This is a genomic window from Streptococcus sanguinis (genome assembly GCF_050220005.1).
Classification (GTDB): Bacteria; Bacillota; Bacilli; order Lactobacillales; family Streptococcaceae; genus Streptococcus; species Streptococcus sanguinis_Z.
This window is the reverse complement of sequence record NZ_CP071413.1, coordinates 950,183-964,580: the sequence shown is the minus strand read 5'-3', so window position 1 is coordinate 964,580 and position 14,398 is coordinate 950,183. Positions and strand designations below refer to the sequence as shown.

Below are 14,398 nucleotides of genomic sequence, written 5' to 3'. Positions count from 1 at the left end.
TGAAAAACAGGATACTTCAGTATAGTCATGATTATACAAAAAAGACACGACACAAATCGTATCTTTTATCATCACAACTCAATAATTTTACCTGTTTCAAAGTAAACAACCCATTCACAGATATTCTTGGCATAGTCGCCGATTCGTTCCAAGTAAGAGATAACTTGGAAATAATCACGGCCAGTCACAATCAGCTCTGGATTTTGTTTGATTTCCTCAGTAGCAAGATCGCGAATATCATCAAAGTATTGATTGATTTTCTCATCTAGAGCTGCTACTGCATAGGCTTGGTCTACATTTCCATTGAGGTAGACATTCAGTGTTTCTTCGACGAAATTCTTAACATCGCGCCCCATCTTGCTGATGGCATCTTCTACAGACTCGATGCGGACTTCTCCCTTCATCCGAACAGTAGCTTTGGCGATAGATACAGCGTGGTCGCCCATCCGTTCCAAATCACTGCTGGCTTTCAGCACGGTGATAACGGTTCGCAAATCCTGAGACACAGGTTGCTGCAGGGCGATGATTTCCAGAGATTTTTTCTCCAGTTTCACCTCGTATTCATTGACTTCAGCGTCGTCTTCAATGACCTGACGAGCCAGTTCACGGTCATGCGTGACAAAGGCACGAACCGTCCGGTTAATCTGCGATAGGACTTCGTTTCCCATCGCGTAGAATTGATTATGAAGTTTTTCTAAATCTTCTTCAAATTGTACTCTAAGCATAAAATTCCTTTCTCTTATCCGAATTTACCAGTAATGTAATCTTCGGTCTCTTTATGGGCTGGATTGAGGAACATCTTCTTGGTTTCATTAAATTCAATCAAGTCTCCACCAAGGAAGAAGCCTGTTTTTTCAGAAATCCGAGACGCCTGCTGCATGGAGCGAGTGACCAAAAGCATGGTATATTTGTCTTTTAGACTGTAGAGGGTTTCCTCGATTTTCCCAGCTGAGATTGGATCCAAGGCTGATGTCGGCTCGTCCAAGAGAATGATCTTAGGACTAGTAGCTAGCACGCGTGCCACACAAACCCGTTGCTGCTGACCACCGGAAAGACCGATAGCGGAATCATGCAGACGGTCCTTGACCTCGTCCCAGATAGAAGCACCAATAAGGGAGCGCTCTACTGCTTCGTCTAAAACTGCCTTGTCCTTAACACCATTAATCCGAAGTCCATAGACTACATTTTCATAAATAGTCATAGGGAAAGGATTGGGCTGCTGGAAGACCATTCCGATCTCCTTGCGAAGCTCTACCGTATCTGTCCTCGGACCATAGATATTGTGACTGTTATAAATGACCGTTCCTGTAGTTGTTACTTCTGGATTCAGGTCGCCCATTCGGTTGATGGCCTTAAGCAAGGTTGACTTACCTGAGCCTGACGGTCCAATCAAAGCCGTAATCTCATTTGGCATGAAATCAAGTGAAACACTATTAAGGGCTTTCTTTTTATTATAATAAACCGACAAGTCCTTGACTTGCAAAATAGGTTCTGTCATACGTTTTTCCTTCATTTTATTTTACATTCAACCAAAGACTAAGCTTGTTGAATCGTGATGAATACGGATAGCTGCTTAACCAAAGTGGCCTGAAACATAGTCATTAGTGGACTGAAGTTTGGCATTTTGGAAAATATTAGCCGTCTTATCGTACTCAATCAAGTCGCCCAGATAGAAGAATCCAGTGTAGTCACTAGCACGGGCAGCCTGCTGCATATTGTGGGTCACAATGATAATGGTATAGTTATTCTTAAGTTCGAACATGGTTTCTTCCAGCTGCATTGTCGCAATCGGATCCAAGGCTGACGCTGGCTCATCCATGAGCAGAATGTTTGGTTTGACTGAGATAGCACGGGCAATACAGAGCCGCTGCTGCTGACCCCCAGAGAGAGTCAGGGCAGACTTGTGCAAGTCATCTTTGACCTGATCCCAAAGAGCTGCTTGCTTAAGCGAGGTCTCCACAATCTCATCCAAAACCTTTCTATCTCTGACACCAGCCCGTTCATGAGCAAAGGTAATATTTCGATAGATGGACTTGGCAAAAGGATTTGGCCGTTGGAAAACCATGCCAATATGCTTACGCATTTCATAAACATTGATTTCAGAGCGGTTGACATCAATCCCCTCATAGAGGATCTCTCCAGTCACATTGGCAATATCAATGGTATCGTTCATGCGGTTGAGGCTGCGAAGATAGGTTGATTTACCAGAGCCTGACGGGCCAATCAAAGCAGTGATTTTATTTTTTTCAAACTGCATATCAATACCCTTGATGGATTCCTTTTTACCGTAGTAAACATGCAAATCCTTGGTCGACAGGGCTACCTTTTCTTCAGGAAAAGTAATGATATGTTTTTCATTCCAATTATATTCTGTCATTTCTTCTCCTTTAAGCAGAGGTTAATTTCTTATGCAGATAGCTGCCCAGTTTGCGGGCTCCCAGATTGAAAATCAAAATGAAGATCAGGAGAACTGCTGCTGAACCAGCAGAAACAGCTGTGCCATCAGGAATAGTTCCTTCACTGTTGACCTTCCAGATATGGACAGCCAAGGTTTCAGCCTGACGGAAGATAGAGATAGGACTAGTGACGCTGAAAATATTCCAGTTGGACCAGTCAAGAGCCGGAGCTGACTGACCTGCTGTATAAATCAAGGCCGCCGCTTCACCAAAGATACGACCAGAAGCCAGTACAATACCTGTCACAATACTAGGCAAAGCTTCTGGAATGACCACATGCAGGACCGTTTCCCAGCGAGAAATTCCCAGGGCCAAACCAGCTTCACGCTGGGTATGATGGACATGACGCAGGCTGTCTTCGACGTTCCGCGTCATCTGAGGCAGATTAAAGACAGTCAGGGCCAAGGCACCAGAAATGATTGAGAAACCATACTCAAACTGAACAACAAAAATCAAATAACCAAAGAGCCCAACTACTACCGAAGGCAAGGAAGACAGAATTTCAATACAGGTACGGACAAAGTTGGTCACTGGTCCTTTCTTAGCATACTCTGAAAGGTAAACCCCAGCCCCCATAGAAAGAGGAACAGAGATAATCAGAGTAATCACCAGCAGGAAGAAGGAATTATATAGCTGAATCCCAATACCACCGCCAGCTTGGTAAGAAGAGGATTTCCCTGTCAAGAAAGACCAGGAAACATGCGGCAAGCCTCTAACTAATATATAGAGGATAAGAGAGGCAAGGATGGCAACAATGATACTCGCTATTGTATAGAGAACACCAGTCGCCAATTTATCTAATTTCTTAGCGTGCATAGTTTTTCTTACCTCTTTCTTTTGTAATTAGTTTAATCACACTGTTAAAGGCTAAGCTCATCATCAAGAGCACCAGAGCCAGAGACCAGAGAACGTTATTATCCACTGTTCCCATAACGGTATTTCCGATTCCCATAGTCAGGACAGAGGTCAGTGTAGCTGCTGGTGTTGTCAGAGAAGTTGGAATCACCGCAGAGTTACCCACGACCATCTGGATAGCTAGAGCTTCACCAAAGGCACGCGCCATTCCAAAGACCACAGCTGTAAAAATACCTGAGCGAGCAGCCTTGAGTGTTACCCGCCAAATGGTCTGCCAGCGCGTAGCGCCCATAGCCAGACTAGCTTCACGGTAGTGACGTGGCACAGCACGCAGACTGTCCGTCGTCATAAAGGTTACTGTTGGCAAAATCATGACAAAGAGCACAAAAATACCAGACAAAATCCCAAAACCCGTACCGCCAAAGACTGTACGGACAAAAGGTACTACGATTTGCAGACCGATAAATCCATAAACAACAGACGGAATACCAACTAAAAGCTCAATCGCAGGTTGCAGTATCTTTGCTCCTTTTGGAGAAACCTCTGTCATAAAGACAGCTGCACCAATCGCAAAGGGAGTTGCTATCAGGGCTGACAGAATGGTAACGATAAAAGATCCTAAAATCATTGGCAGGGCACCGAATTCCTTACCAGAAGGATTCCAGACGCCACCAAAAAGAAAATCAAAAACATTAACGCCGTTGACAAAGAAAGTAGATAGACCTTTCTGAGCAACGAAGATTAGAATCATGGCCACAATCACCACAATCAGTGACAGACAGGCAAAAGTCAGATAGCGGCCAAACTTCTCCAAGCGAGAATTTTTAGAAGGCGATAACAACTTTTTGGTTAATTCCTCATTTTTCATTTTGAATCTCCTTCTATTGCTGTGACATTCCCATCAGCGTCCTTGCTGACTTTCATATCGTTGATTGAGATATAGCCCATGCTGGTAACAACGCCTTTTTGAACATCATCTGACAGCATGTATTCAAGAAACTCAGCTGCAAGACCAGTCGGCTTGCCCAGTGTATACATATGCTCATAAGACCAGAGCGACCAGTTATTGGTAGCAACATTTTCTGCTGTTGGTTCATAGTTATTGAGTTTCAAGGTTTTTACAGACTCGTCAACATAGGCAAAGGCCAGGTAAGAAATCGCACCAGGAGTTTGTGAAACGATATTTTTTACCATACCGTTGGAATCCTGCTCTTGACTCTGCACAGCTGATTTCCCATCCATGATGACACTGTCAAAGGTTGCACGGGACCCAGAGCTAGCCGCACGATTGATAATTGAAATCTCCAAGTCTTTACCGCCCAGCTCTTTCCAGTTGGTGATTTCACCAGTGAAAATTTTCTGCAGCTGCTCGGACGTTAGATTATCCACATCAACTTCTTTATTGACAATCACAGCAATACCGGCCACAGCGACCTTATGGTCCACCAAGTCAGACGCTTTGATCCCTTCCTTTTCTTCAGCGAAAACATCCGAGTTCCCGATTTCAACAGCTCCTGACTGCACTTGAGATAGACCTGTACCAGATCCCCCCCCTTGTACATTGACTGTTTTACCGATGTTGTTAGAGCCAAAGTCATCAGCTGCCGCTTCAACTAAAGGCTGCAAAGCAGTTGACCCTACTGCTGTCATAGATTCACCACGGTCAATCCATGATGAACAAGCTGATAAGGTGAGTCCTAAGCCCAGAGCTGTCAGCGCTAAAGCAAATTTTTTCAATTTGTTCAAAAGATTTCTCCTTTAATAAAATCAAGAGGATGGGAAGTATCTTTAGTATTTCTTACTTAGCAGAAAGAAGCTTTTTTCAATACATTCACATCTTCAACTATATCATATAATACCAGCTTTTCCTAATATTTTATCTAAATCTCAGGCCTTTTGGAAAATAATTTTTCAGGGTTTTTCCAGTGACTTTTGCAAAGCCCAGGCCGTTCCCGCCAAGGACTAGTTGGTACCAGCCGTTTGGCTGCGCTTCTGCCAGTTCAATCGTCTCGCCAGCCGCATATTTCTTGAAGTCCTGATTACTGATTTCAACTCGATTCAGAACTTCGCTGGGCTTCATAGCCAAGCCTAGGGCAAAGCTAGGCTCAAAGCGATTCTTCTTAAACGTTCCTAGATGCAAACCGTTACGGGCAATCTTTAGCTTGGACAGGTCTGGCAGGCCAGGAGGCAACAAATAAAGATTGTCCCCAAAGGTCTGCAGCTCTCCAGTCAAAACTATTTTTAAATGCTTGCTCTCAAAGTCCTGCCATAGCTTTCTTTGCTCGCTCGACAAACGATTCTTACCTGATTTAATCTTCTTGCTACAATTCTCACCAGTAAAGCGAAAGTGAGCTGCAAACTGACCTTCACCTTTGAAGCGATGCGGATACATCCGAGCTGTCTCAGGAAAGCCAATCCCTTCAGTCATCCCGTTTATCTTAGGAATATCAATCAGTTCAAGTGGAAATTCTTCCAGTAACCAAGCAACGACGTCTTCGTTTTCTTCAGGAGCCCAAGTACAGGTCGAATAAACCAGACGACCGTCCTTGGCAAGCATGCTCATAGCAGCTGTTAAAATCTCCCGCTGGAGCTGGGCGCACTGGGTTGGATAATCCAGAGTCCAATACTGGGTAGCATCCGGCTGCTTACGAAACATGCCCTCGCCTGAGCAAGGTGCATCTAAAACAATCAAATCGAAATAACCTTCAAAGACCTGAGCCAACCGCTCAGCTGATTCATTGGTAACAAGCACATTTCTAGCACCATAGCGCTCAATGTTCTCCACTAAGATTTTAGAGCGTTTACTGTTGATTTCATTGGAGACCAGCAGGCCCGTATTATCTAAAAAAGATAAAAGATGAGTTGACTTGCCACCTGGTGCAGCAGCTAGATCCAGGACCTTCATTCTCTTAGATGGCGCTGCTATCTGAGCCACCATCTGAGCTGCTGGCTCCTGCGAATAAACCAGACCAGTCACATGCTCAGCAGACTTGCCAGACACCTTGCCATAAAAGCCCCAGTCTGTCTGAGGAATGGCATCTGAGAAATTCTGCTGGCCTTCTTTCAGAGGATTGCTGCGAAAGGCCGAAATCGACTCCTCGTCAAAAGTCGCAAAAAAGTCCGCCGCTTCTGCGCCTAAAATCTGCTCATATTTTTCTTTAAAACCTTTAGGAAAGTCCATCTACTGCTTCCCCTTTTTTAAATAAGGCTTCAGAGCCGATAGTTTGCACTTAGGCGCCATCATGACAGGCTGCCGAGTCTGGAAATTTAGCCGACTGCCATCCAAGGTCTGGACGATAAAGCCTAGTTTCTTCGCCATAATCGAAGCCGCCGCATAATCCCAAGGCCAGTTGTAGGAGAAATAAGCTAGGAGACCGCCAGACAGCACCTTGCTAAAGCTAATCCCAGCACTGCCATAAACACGAACCCCTAAACACTCTCGAGCCAAGTCTGCCAACCCCCAATCATTGGCTTGCAGCATACCGGCATTGGAAGCCATGAGAAAATCTTGAAAAGGCCGGTCCTCAAAAGCAGGAAGTTTCCAGTCGTTACAATAGACATCAAAGTCTCCGCCACCATGATAGAGCAGGTCTCTGGTCACATCATAGATCAGCCCAAAACAACCAATACCCTCTTCAAAATAGGCAATCATAACGGCAAAATCAGCCTTCTGAGTGATAAAGTTGGTAGTCCCGTCGATTGGATCAATCACCCAGACATTGCCATCAGCAATATTATGTCGGAGTCCATTTTCCTCCGCTAAAATAGCATCTTGTGGATAGCGGGCTAGAATCTTAGCCACCAAATCATCCTGAACCTTCCGGTCCATCTGGGTGACCAAGTCAGTGGCACTGGTCTTTTGACTCACATCCAAATCATCATAGAGATGTTCCCTCAAAAAAGCACCAGCTTGGTAGATGATTTCTTTAGCAAAATGAAATTTATTTTCCAAGAGAAATGCTTCCTTTACCTTTACTTTTTGCCTCTTGAACAGCACGATAAAGCGAATAACCGCTGACGTTTTCGAACTCTCGTCCGATTCGCTTCTCTTGACCCTTGCTCGGAACAACTTGCTTGAAAGCCGCATAGGACTTCAAGAGCTTTTCCGCTCGGACTTTCTGTTCATAAGCTGCTTCTACATCATTAAAAAAAGAGAGCACCGAAGCAAGCTCTTCAGTGCTCCACGATAAATCTAGTGGGTAACTATAATTTTTGTTCATCTTTACTGAATATCTGCCCGCATGGTCGCAGATCTTAACTCTTCCTTACGATAACTACGAGGCAGGAAAGCACGAATTTCATCCTCGTTAAAGCCGATTTGCATCCGTTTGCCGTCTAAAATAATTGGGCGTCGCAAAAGACTGGGATTTTCCTCAATCAACTGAATCAAGGTTGAAATGGACAAATCCTCCACATCCAAATCTAATTTCTGAAAAATTTTTGAGCGAGTTGAAATAATGTCGTCTGTACCGTTCTCTGTCAGAGAAAGAATATGTTGCAATTCGGGAGCTGACAGAGGGCTCGTCATGATATTATGTTCCTGAAAGGGCACTTCATGATTTAGCAGCCAAGCACGTGCCTTACGGCAAGAAGTACAACTCGGCGATAAAAATAATGTAATCATGCGTTTCTCTTCTAATTCTGTATAATAACTACCTCTATTATACTAAATTTTATTTGGCTTGACTATATTTTTTTGAAAATTACTGCCGAATGTCATGAAAATATAAATTTTTCAACTATTTCGATAACGAGTCCAACTTCTAGCGATCCGTTCATCACTCTGCAGCTGAGCAATCAAGCTGTCAATACCATCAAACTTAACCATCTCGCGAATCTTATCCAGCCAGTAAATCCGAATGGTATCGCCATAGATATCCTGAGAAAAATCAAAGATATTGACCTCAAAACGGAGTTCATCACCGTCAAAAGTTACATTTTTCCCAACACTAGCCATACCACGATAGCGCTGACCATTGTGCTCAACATCCGCGACATAAACGCCATCTCCTGGAAGCAGGACTCGATCCAAGGGAGCTAGATTGGCTGTTGGATAACCAATCGTCCGTCCTCTGGCATTTCCATGAACCACAATACCGCGAGTAGACAGAGGATAGCCCAGCAGCTCTTGGGTTTTCAGCATATCACCGACAGCAATCGTCTCCCGAATCCGTGTGGAAGAAATCTTCCGATTATCCAGATTAACCGAAGGAACGATAACAATCTTACCGTTAAAATAATCTCTCAGCTCATGTGACTCTTTGCGGTCTGAGCCAAAATGATAGTCAAAGCCAGCTACCACGGCTTTGGCACGCAGACGAGATACATACTTCTCAAAAAAGTCCCGAGCTGTATTGCCCGCAAAATGGCTAGTAAAATCAATCAGGTAAAGATAGTCAACACCTAAACTTTCCAGCTGCGCCATCCGGTCTTCAGGACTAGCCAGATGCAGCATGAGTTCAGGCTGATAGCGGACAAAGGCCAGCTTAGGAGACTCTGGGAAGGTTAGTACTGCAATCTTGAGACCTTGCTCCGTTGCAATCTCTCTCGCTTTCTCAAAGAGTGCCTGATGCCCCTTATGCAGTCCATCGAAATAGCCTAGAACAAGGACCGTATCTTCTGTATGATCAATCCCTTTTTCATCTATAATTCTCTTGGTTATCATCATTCCTCTATTTTACTACGCATTTGCTATTTTTACAATATCCGTTCCGTGCTAAACTGCAAAATATTCAAAAAGATTTGACTGCTCTAGTCAGCGCGTTTGTCAAAATCGAAAAAAAGCAAAACAAAAGGACAGCAGTTGTGCAGTTGCTGTCCTTTTGTGAGGTTTAATGAAATTATTATAACATGCAAGCGCACATTTCATATTACAAAAGAGTAACAATCTTTTGACAATTCTACTGCGGATATTAAAGGAAGACCTTGCGGGGCTTGTAGGCTGCTTCCCGCTTTTCCAAAATGGCTACTAACTTCTCCTTATAAAAGCCAGCTAGCTCCGCTTCTTCTGACATCAAGCTGATAAAACGGCCGTTCCTCACATCCTCAACCTGCTCGTCTGAGAGCTCAACTTTCAGTAGATCTCCGATTCCTAACTCGAGTGGTTGGAGGAAGGAAAAATCATCTACTGCTACTCGCTCTGCTATTTCATCCAGAGTCAAGGCATCATCTAAACTCATACCTGCTGAGGAAGTCCGTGTCAGCTGGGACATGTGACTGGCAAAGCCAAGCTTAGCTCCCAAATCAACAGACAGGGTTCGGACATAGGTCCCCTTGCTGCACTTGACTCGAAAACGAAAGCGGGCTTGCTCATCTTCATAGGAAATCGGACTGGTGCGTTCAAAGCTATAAATAGTCACCTGCCGCTCTGGCCTCTCCACTTCTTGACCCGCTCTTGCATACTCATAAAGCTTGCGCCCATTGACCTTGACTGCAGAGTACATGGGCGGAATCTGGCGAATCTCACCAGTCATGGACTCCATCGCTTCATCAATGAGAGCTTCTTCTAAAAGCTCTGTCACCGGTGTCCGCTCTAGGAGGTCTCCACTGGCATCCTCTGTCGTTGTTGAGCAGCCCAGGGTAATCTCCCCTTCATAGACCTTGCCTTCCTCCTGCATAAACTCGACCAAACGTGTCGACTTGCCCACAGCAATCGGAAGCACCCCGACCACATCTGGATCCAAGGTTCCCCCATGACCGATTTTCTTGGTTTTTAAAATTTTGCGCAGCTTAAATACCGCATCGTGCGAGGTCATGCCCGCTTCTTTTCTTAGGTTGATAATTCCGTTCATTAATTAACTTTCTAAAAATATTAAAACTCTCTTTTGGAAATCCTTGTCTGCTCTTGCATCATATTCTTGACAGGTCTGAGTCTGAATTAACAGTCACTTTTTGTTCTTGATTTTCTCCAAAAATTTCATCAGTTTATATGGATGTTAATGATTGACTTCAAAAACTTAACGAAACCGTCACACTTCTATCCGACTTTCAAAAATCTGATAAAGCTGTTCAAGGCGGTAGTCCTCAGTAGTCACCATTTCTTCCTCCGATAGGAGAACATTTTCCAATATTGGAAAAAAACCTTGAGCAAGTTCCCGACTGTTCAGCCAATCTGTCATCTGCTGGTTAAAGGCAGGATTGTCCGAAAAAATATAGTCAAAGTGGGCATAATCCTTGGTGTAATAGTAGTAAATCTCCTCCAGAGCAAGTAGTGCCTTGATGGGATCAGCTTCCTCCAGCCAAAGACTCCTATCTAGCAGATGGCTGGTTTCAAGGCCAGCCAGATCAAACATAACCAGATAGACCGCCACACCATCAGCTTGACTGGGGCTAAAGTTAATTGTATCAAGGATAAACTGACGTGAGAAGCGCCGCATAAAATCTAACTCCTGTGGCTTCCAACTGTCACTTTCAAAGTGACACAGATCCAGATTAAGAGAATCATCGACTCTGATTTCAATGTAGTGAGCAATCATCTCTAAAATCCGAGGAAGAAAATGCCTGATTTGGTAGTCGTCATCACTCTTATTAACCACCGCGTTGAGGTATTCATAGATTAACACCTCACTCAGTTCCCTGACAGGAATGGTTTGCAAAGCTCTGAGATTCTCCTCGGAGATGCAGACGGGGCAGGTACAAAGGGTCAGAGGAAAGTGTAAATCGCAATTAAACAGGGTGTAGGCCTCTTCTAAAAGGGCTTGCATAGCAGGGCTGAGGTCGGGCTCCTTCGGTATTTCTGGTCTAGTCTTAGCTTTTTTCTTTCCCATGCTCATCCTCCTCTACATTAGCTAAGCTAGTCTTGCGAAAGCCTTGGTTTTGGTAAAAAGCATGCGCAGCCAACCTTTCATCAGTAACGACGTTGTTTAAGGCTAAAGCTTTGGCGCCGTCTTGACTAGCTATCTTCTTGGCCTTGTCCATCAGAGCTGTCGCAATTCCTTGCCGCCTGGCATTTCGACTGACTGCCAGAGCTAAATTTCGATAGTAGAAACCTGTAGCCTCGAAAAAGTAAAGTTTAGCATAGCCGATAAAGCCAAGAATCTGAGATTCTTTCTCAGCAACTAAAAAACCGTAAGCTGGATTAACAAGAATATCCCTGAGTCTGCTTTGCAATTCATCTTTTTCTGCTGAATAGCCCAATACTTTATACAGGGGTGGCAGAACTTCTGCGTCTTCTTTCTCATATTCTTGAACAGTCAATTGAGCTATCATTTTTCTATTTTTCTTTCAAAATACTGTTTATAAATAGCTACTGCTATCTGACGTCTTTTCTTAATAACTAAGTCAGTCACCTCTTCATCGTCCATAAATCCAATCACTGAAAAAACTAACAAACCTAGTCCAAGATAAGGTAAATTTTTAACAGATAAGGGCATCCCTTGAAAAAAGACTAAATAGCAAAGTAGTAAAAAATAAACTACATTAGCTAACAGTACTTGTTTGCCACGTTCAATCCAAATTTCTTTACGTAATTCCGAAGAAGCAGCCTGCCATTGCTGATAAAAAGTTTCCTTCCCTTCTTGTGGCAGTCTTTCTATAATTCGATCAATCTCAGCAAATTTGGTTGATTGTATCCAACGGGTTGTTAAGTCCATTTTTCTCATTCCTTCAAAGCTTCAAACTTAGCTTTCATGGTAGGATTTTTGCGTGTCAGTTTTTTGACAGAGACATCGTCCAGTTTGTTATTAGCCAAGCGCAGCTGGTTTTCAGAGGTTGTCAGGAACTTCTTGATTTCTTCCATCCGGCGGATGGCCTTATCAATCTCTTCGATGGCCTTGCCAAAGTTGGTCGAAGCAGACTGATAGTTCTTGGCGAAAGCTACTTTAAAGGCATCCAAATCTTCCTCAAAATGCGTAATATCAATATTCTGCTCCCGCACCAAGGCCAGTTCCTGCTTATACTGGAGTGAGTTAAGCGCAGCATTGCGCAAAAGGGTAATCATAGGCAAGAAGAACTGAGGGCGGATAACATACATCTTCTCATAGGCATAGGACACATCGACAATACCTGAATTGTAGAGTTCGCTATCAGCTTCAAGAAGTGTCACCAGAATAGCATACTCACAGCCTTTCTCCCGCCGATCCTTATCCAACTCTTTGAAGAAATGCTCGTTTTTCTTCTTGGTCGCAGTCTCATCACCTTCATTTTTCATCTCAAACATGATGGAGAGGATTTCTACACCATTTTCATCCACCTCACGGTAAATGTAGTCACCCTTGCTGCCGGTTCTGGCATCATTGTCCTTGCCAAACTCCGCTCGTGGGAACATCCCCATACGGTTCTTGTTAAACTCGTACTCGCAGTGCTGTTCCAAACTCTCACCAATCATCTTAGTGGACTGCTTGGCTTTAAAATCCTTGTAGAACTCTATTGTCTCATCTTTCTGCCGCAGCTCTACCTCATAGCGCTCTTTAAGCGAGGTCTGAGCCAGCGCTGCTTCCTTTTCTTGCAAAACTAGCTGATTCTTAACCTCGTCTCGCTCTTTTTCCAGCGCAGATAAGGTCTTTTGCAGTTGATTTTCATGCTCCAAGCGCAGAGTAGTCAACTGACTTTCCAATTGCTGAACTTCTTTTTCCTTCTCCTGCAATTGAAGACTAGCTGCTTGCTCTGCCTCTTTCTTAGCCAACTCCTGCTGGGTCTCAAACTGAGCAATTTGACTTTGAAGATTGTTAATTTCCTGCTCTTTCTGCGATAGCAGAGCTTGTTGGGCATTCTGGGATTTTTGATCTGCTAAAGCCAGTTCCTGCTCAATCCGAGCATGAATTTCCTTGTCAAACTCTGCAGTCCGAACCTGCGACAAAAGCTCACTGTACTGGCTCTCATTAACAGTAAAAACCTCACCGCAGTTGGGGCATTTGATTTCGTTCATGGGTTACCTCTTAATCTAAAATTAAAATCTTTATTCCTTTTCTTTTCCAAGTTGATAGATTATATCGCTATCATTTATTATTTGTAACTCTCTTTTTCATCATTCTCCCAAATTCACTAATCTACTTCTCACGACTATCAACTATTATACCATTCCTGCCAATAAATGAAAAACAGCAAGCCAATGGCTTGCTCGATTTTCACGGAATTAAAATGCTATGTCCATGATCCTCTGGGAGGTAATAAGATATGTCCCCTGCGCTGCTTCCTAGTCTACTCTTACTAAAAATGGAATATAGCTTTGAATCATTCTCAGAATCAATGACAAAACGTCCATTGTCAAAACTTATAGATGCAGACGCTGAAGAATCTTGGAAGATAGATTGTTCACTCTGAGAACGAACCACTCCTTTTATGGTTGCAACTTCTTCAGGATATTTTTCAAAGGATATATCGAAACTAAGTTCTCTTGAAGAAGATGGAAAATAGGACTGATGTTCACTCAGACGAATACTTTGAATCTTTCCCAATGATTGTTCGAGTTCTGGAAGTTCCCTATATAGTTCTGACTGAATCGCTGATTTGAAATTTTCCTGATGTACTTGCAGCCATTCATTAAAGAAACGGGTCGCCCTTTCTTTTTGAACTCGATACACGATATTCTCTCCTGAGTCAGCAAGAGCATTCAAAAAATTATACAAGGCTTCCTTTGCCTCATCCTGCTCTCGCTTCCAATCCCAAGAAGAGTCTTCCGATATTTCAATCTCGCCCATATACCAGGTACTCATATCCTGACTTTTGTCTTTATAAGGGTTAGGATGGATAAAAGTAAAGGGTGCAATGCCAGCATCTGGAAAAGATAATTCAGCTCTTAATGATTGTTCTTTATTATCATTGACATAGGCTGAAAAATAGATATGATAATTCCCACTCACGTCACCGCCATTGTCATACTCTCCGCTAGCAGAACCTGGCAAAAGTGTCACAGATTTTATGTGTTTCTTTTCGAAATCCAAGTTTTCAATTATCTCTTTTTTAATAGAATCTTGATGTTCAAGAATAAACTTACCATCGTTACTATATTGAGGCTTAGTCAAAAATGGTAGATTTATAATAAGAATCGGAAGGGCAATAACAATGAAAAGAATAAAAATCCACTTTTTCGATTTAAACATAGGTCCCCCTCTTATTTTGATTAGCAAAGATAGTTTTATTATACCATT

The 14,398-nt window shown here is 43.3% G+C and carries 17 protein-coding genes; all 17 read right to left on the bottom strand.

Going from position 1 to position 14,398, the window contains the following annotated elements; all coding sequences use genetic code 11:
• Positions 1-71: 71 nt before the first annotated feature.
• Positions 72-725, bottom strand: a complete 654-nt coding sequence (phoU, locus tag J1C86_RS04690; RefSeq protein WP_002897761.1) for a phosphate signaling complex protein PhoU — start codon at positions 723-725, stop codon at positions 72-74.
• 14 nt (positions 726-739) lie between these two features.
• Positions 740-1,498 (bottom strand): phosphate ABC transporter ATP-binding protein PstB, encoded by a 759-nt coding sequence (gene pstB, locus J1C86_RS04685; protein ID WP_009660526.1) that lies wholly within the window; start codon positions 1,496-1,498, stop codon positions 740-742.
• Between the two features lie 75 nt (positions 1,499-1,573).
• Entirely contained in the window at positions 1,574-2,377 is an 804-nt protein-coding gene (gene pstB / locus J1C86_RS04680; protein ID WP_125406916.1) for a phosphate ABC transporter ATP-binding protein PstB, read from the bottom strand.
• A gap of 10 nt (positions 2,378-2,387) precedes the next feature.
• Positions 2,388-3,272: a phosphate ABC transporter permease PstA gene (gene pstA, locus J1C86_RS04675; RefSeq protein WP_002895770.1), complete on the bottom strand. Its 885-nt coding sequence runs from the start codon at positions 3,270-3,272 to the stop codon at positions 2,388-2,390.
• On the bottom strand, positions 3,262-4,179 hold the full coding sequence (gene pstC / locus J1C86_RS04670; RefSeq protein WP_002895771.1) for a phosphate ABC transporter permease subunit PstC: 918 nt from the start codon (positions 4,177-4,179) through the stop codon (positions 3,262-3,264). Before pstC ends, pstA begins: the two co-directional genes overlap by 11 nt.
• Positions 4,176-5,057, bottom strand: coding sequence for a phosphate ABC transporter substrate-binding protein PstS family protein (locus J1C86_RS04665; RefSeq protein WP_002900576.1), 882 nt, complete (start codon positions 5,055-5,057; stop codon positions 4,176-4,178). The genes pstC and J1C86_RS04665 overlap by 4 nt, the downstream gene beginning before the upstream one ends.
• 130 nt (positions 5,058-5,187) lie before the next feature.
• Entirely contained in the window at positions 5,188-6,492 is a 1,305-nt protein-coding gene (locus J1C86_RS04660) for an RsmF rRNA methyltransferase first C-terminal domain-containing protein (protein WP_125406919.1), read from the bottom strand.
• Positions 6,493-7,263, bottom strand: coding sequence for an inositol monophosphatase family protein (locus J1C86_RS04655; protein ID WP_185755772.1), 771 nt, complete (start codon positions 7,261-7,263; stop codon positions 6,493-6,495). It lies immediately after the preceding gene.
• Positions 7,253-7,531 (bottom strand): UPF0223 family protein, encoded by a 279-nt coding sequence (locus tag J1C86_RS04650; protein ID WP_125406926.1) that lies wholly within the window; start codon positions 7,529-7,531, stop codon positions 7,253-7,255. The genes J1C86_RS04655 and J1C86_RS04650 overlap by 11 nt, the downstream gene beginning before the upstream one ends.
• Positions 7,532-7,533: 2 nt before the next feature.
• Positions 7,534-7,935, bottom strand: coding sequence for a Spx/MgsR family RNA polymerase-binding regulatory protein (locus tag J1C86_RS04645; RefSeq protein WP_002906786.1), 402 nt, complete (start codon positions 7,933-7,935; stop codon positions 7,534-7,536).
• A 111-nt stretch (positions 7,936-8,046) separates the two neighbouring features.
• On the bottom strand, positions 8,047-8,976 hold the full coding sequence (locus tag J1C86_RS04640) for a bifunctional riboflavin kinase/FAD synthetase (RefSeq protein ID WP_312022608.1): 930 nt from the start codon (positions 8,974-8,976) through the stop codon (positions 8,047-8,049).
• A 247-nt stretch (positions 8,977-9,223) separates the two neighbouring features.
• A complete protein-coding gene (truB, locus tag J1C86_RS04635; protein WP_125406931.1) occupies positions 9,224-10,102 on the bottom strand; it encodes a tRNA pseudouridine(55) synthase TruB in 879 nt (292 codons plus the stop codon).
• A gap of 177 nt (positions 10,103-10,279) precedes the next feature.
• Entirely contained in the window at positions 10,280-11,077 is a 798-nt protein-coding gene (locus J1C86_RS04630) for a hypothetical protein (RefSeq protein WP_125409170.1), read from the bottom strand.
• The gene (locus J1C86_RS04625; RefSeq protein ID WP_125406937.1) at positions 11,058-11,519 is read right to left on the bottom strand and encodes a GNAT family N-acetyltransferase; all 462 of its coding nucleotides are present in this window, start codon (positions 11,517-11,519) and stop codon (positions 11,058-11,060) included. The genes J1C86_RS04630 and J1C86_RS04625 overlap by 20 nt, the downstream gene beginning before the upstream one ends.
• Complete coding sequence (locus J1C86_RS04620) at positions 11,516-11,902, bottom strand: hypothetical protein (protein ID WP_125406940.1); 387 nt, start codon at positions 11,900-11,902, stop codon at positions 11,516-11,518. Before J1C86_RS04620 ends, J1C86_RS04625 begins: the two co-directional genes overlap by 4 nt.
• A gap of 5 nt (positions 11,903-11,907) precedes the next feature.
• Positions 11,908-13,176: a DUF2130 domain-containing protein gene (locus tag J1C86_RS04615; protein ID WP_125406942.1), complete on the bottom strand. Its 1,269-nt coding sequence runs from the start codon at positions 13,174-13,176 to the stop codon at positions 11,908-11,910.
• A 199-nt stretch (positions 13,177-13,375) separates the two neighbouring features.
• Positions 13,376-14,350, bottom strand: coding sequence for a hypothetical protein (locus J1C86_RS04610; protein WP_125406945.1), 975 nt, complete (start codon positions 14,348-14,350; stop codon positions 13,376-13,378).
• Between the last annotated feature and the right edge of the window lie 48 nt (positions 14,351-14,398).

Bases quoted from the DNA above. Each gene is read 5' to 3' on its own strand.
- phoU (WP_002897761.1), bottom strand. From the start codon at position 725: ATGCTTAGAGTACAATTTGAAGAAGATTTAGAAAAACTTCATAATCAA.
- pstB (WP_009660526.1), bottom strand. From the start codon at position 1,498: ATGACAGAACCTATTTTGCAAGTCAAGGACTTGTCGGTTTATTATAAT.
- pstB (WP_125406916.1), bottom strand. From the start codon at position 2,377: ATGACAGAATATAATTGGAATGAAAAACATATCATTACTTTTCCTGAA.
- pstA (WP_002895770.1), bottom strand. From the start codon at position 3,272: ATGCACGCTAAGAAATTAGATAAATTGGCGACTGGTGTTCTCTATACA.
- pstC (WP_002895771.1), bottom strand. From the start codon at position 4,179: ATGAAAAATGAGGAATTAACCAAAAAGTTGTTATCGCCTTCTAAAAAT.
- J1C86_RS04660 (WP_125406919.1), bottom strand. From the start codon at position 6,492: ATGGACTTTCCTAAAGGTTTTAAAGAAAAATATGAGCAGATTTTAGGC.
- J1C86_RS04650 (WP_125406926.1), bottom strand. From the start codon at position 7,531: ATGAACAAAAATTATAGTTACCCACTAGATTTATCGTGGAGCACTGAA.
- J1C86_RS04645 (WP_002906786.1), bottom strand. From the start codon at position 7,935: ATGATTACATTATTTTTATCGCCGAGTTGTACTTCTTGCCGTAAGGCA.
- J1C86_RS04640 (WP_312022608.1), bottom strand. From the start codon at position 8,976: ATGATAACCAAGAGAATTATAGATGAAAAAGGGATTGATCATACAGAA.
- truB (WP_125406931.1), bottom strand. From the start codon at position 10,102: ATGAACGGAATTATCAACCTAAGAAAAGAAGCGGGCATGACCTCGCAC.
- J1C86_RS04630 (WP_125409170.1), bottom strand. From the start codon at position 11,077: ATGGGAAAGAAAAAAGCTAAGACTAGACCAGAAATACCGAAGGAGCCC.
- J1C86_RS04625 (WP_125406937.1), bottom strand. From the start codon at position 11,519: ATGATAGCTCAATTGACTGTTCAAGAATATGAGAAAGAAGACGCAGAA.
- J1C86_RS04620 (WP_125406940.1), bottom strand. From the start codon at position 11,902: ATGGACTTAACAACCCGTTGGATACAATCAACCAAATTTGCTGAGATT.
- J1C86_RS04615 (WP_125406942.1), bottom strand. From the start codon at position 13,176: ATGAACGAAATCAAATGCCCCAACTGCGGTGAGGTTTTTACTGTTAAT.
- J1C86_RS04610 (WP_125406945.1), bottom strand. From the start codon at position 14,350: ATGTTTAAATCGAAAAAGTGGATTTTTATTCTTTTCATTGTTATTGCC.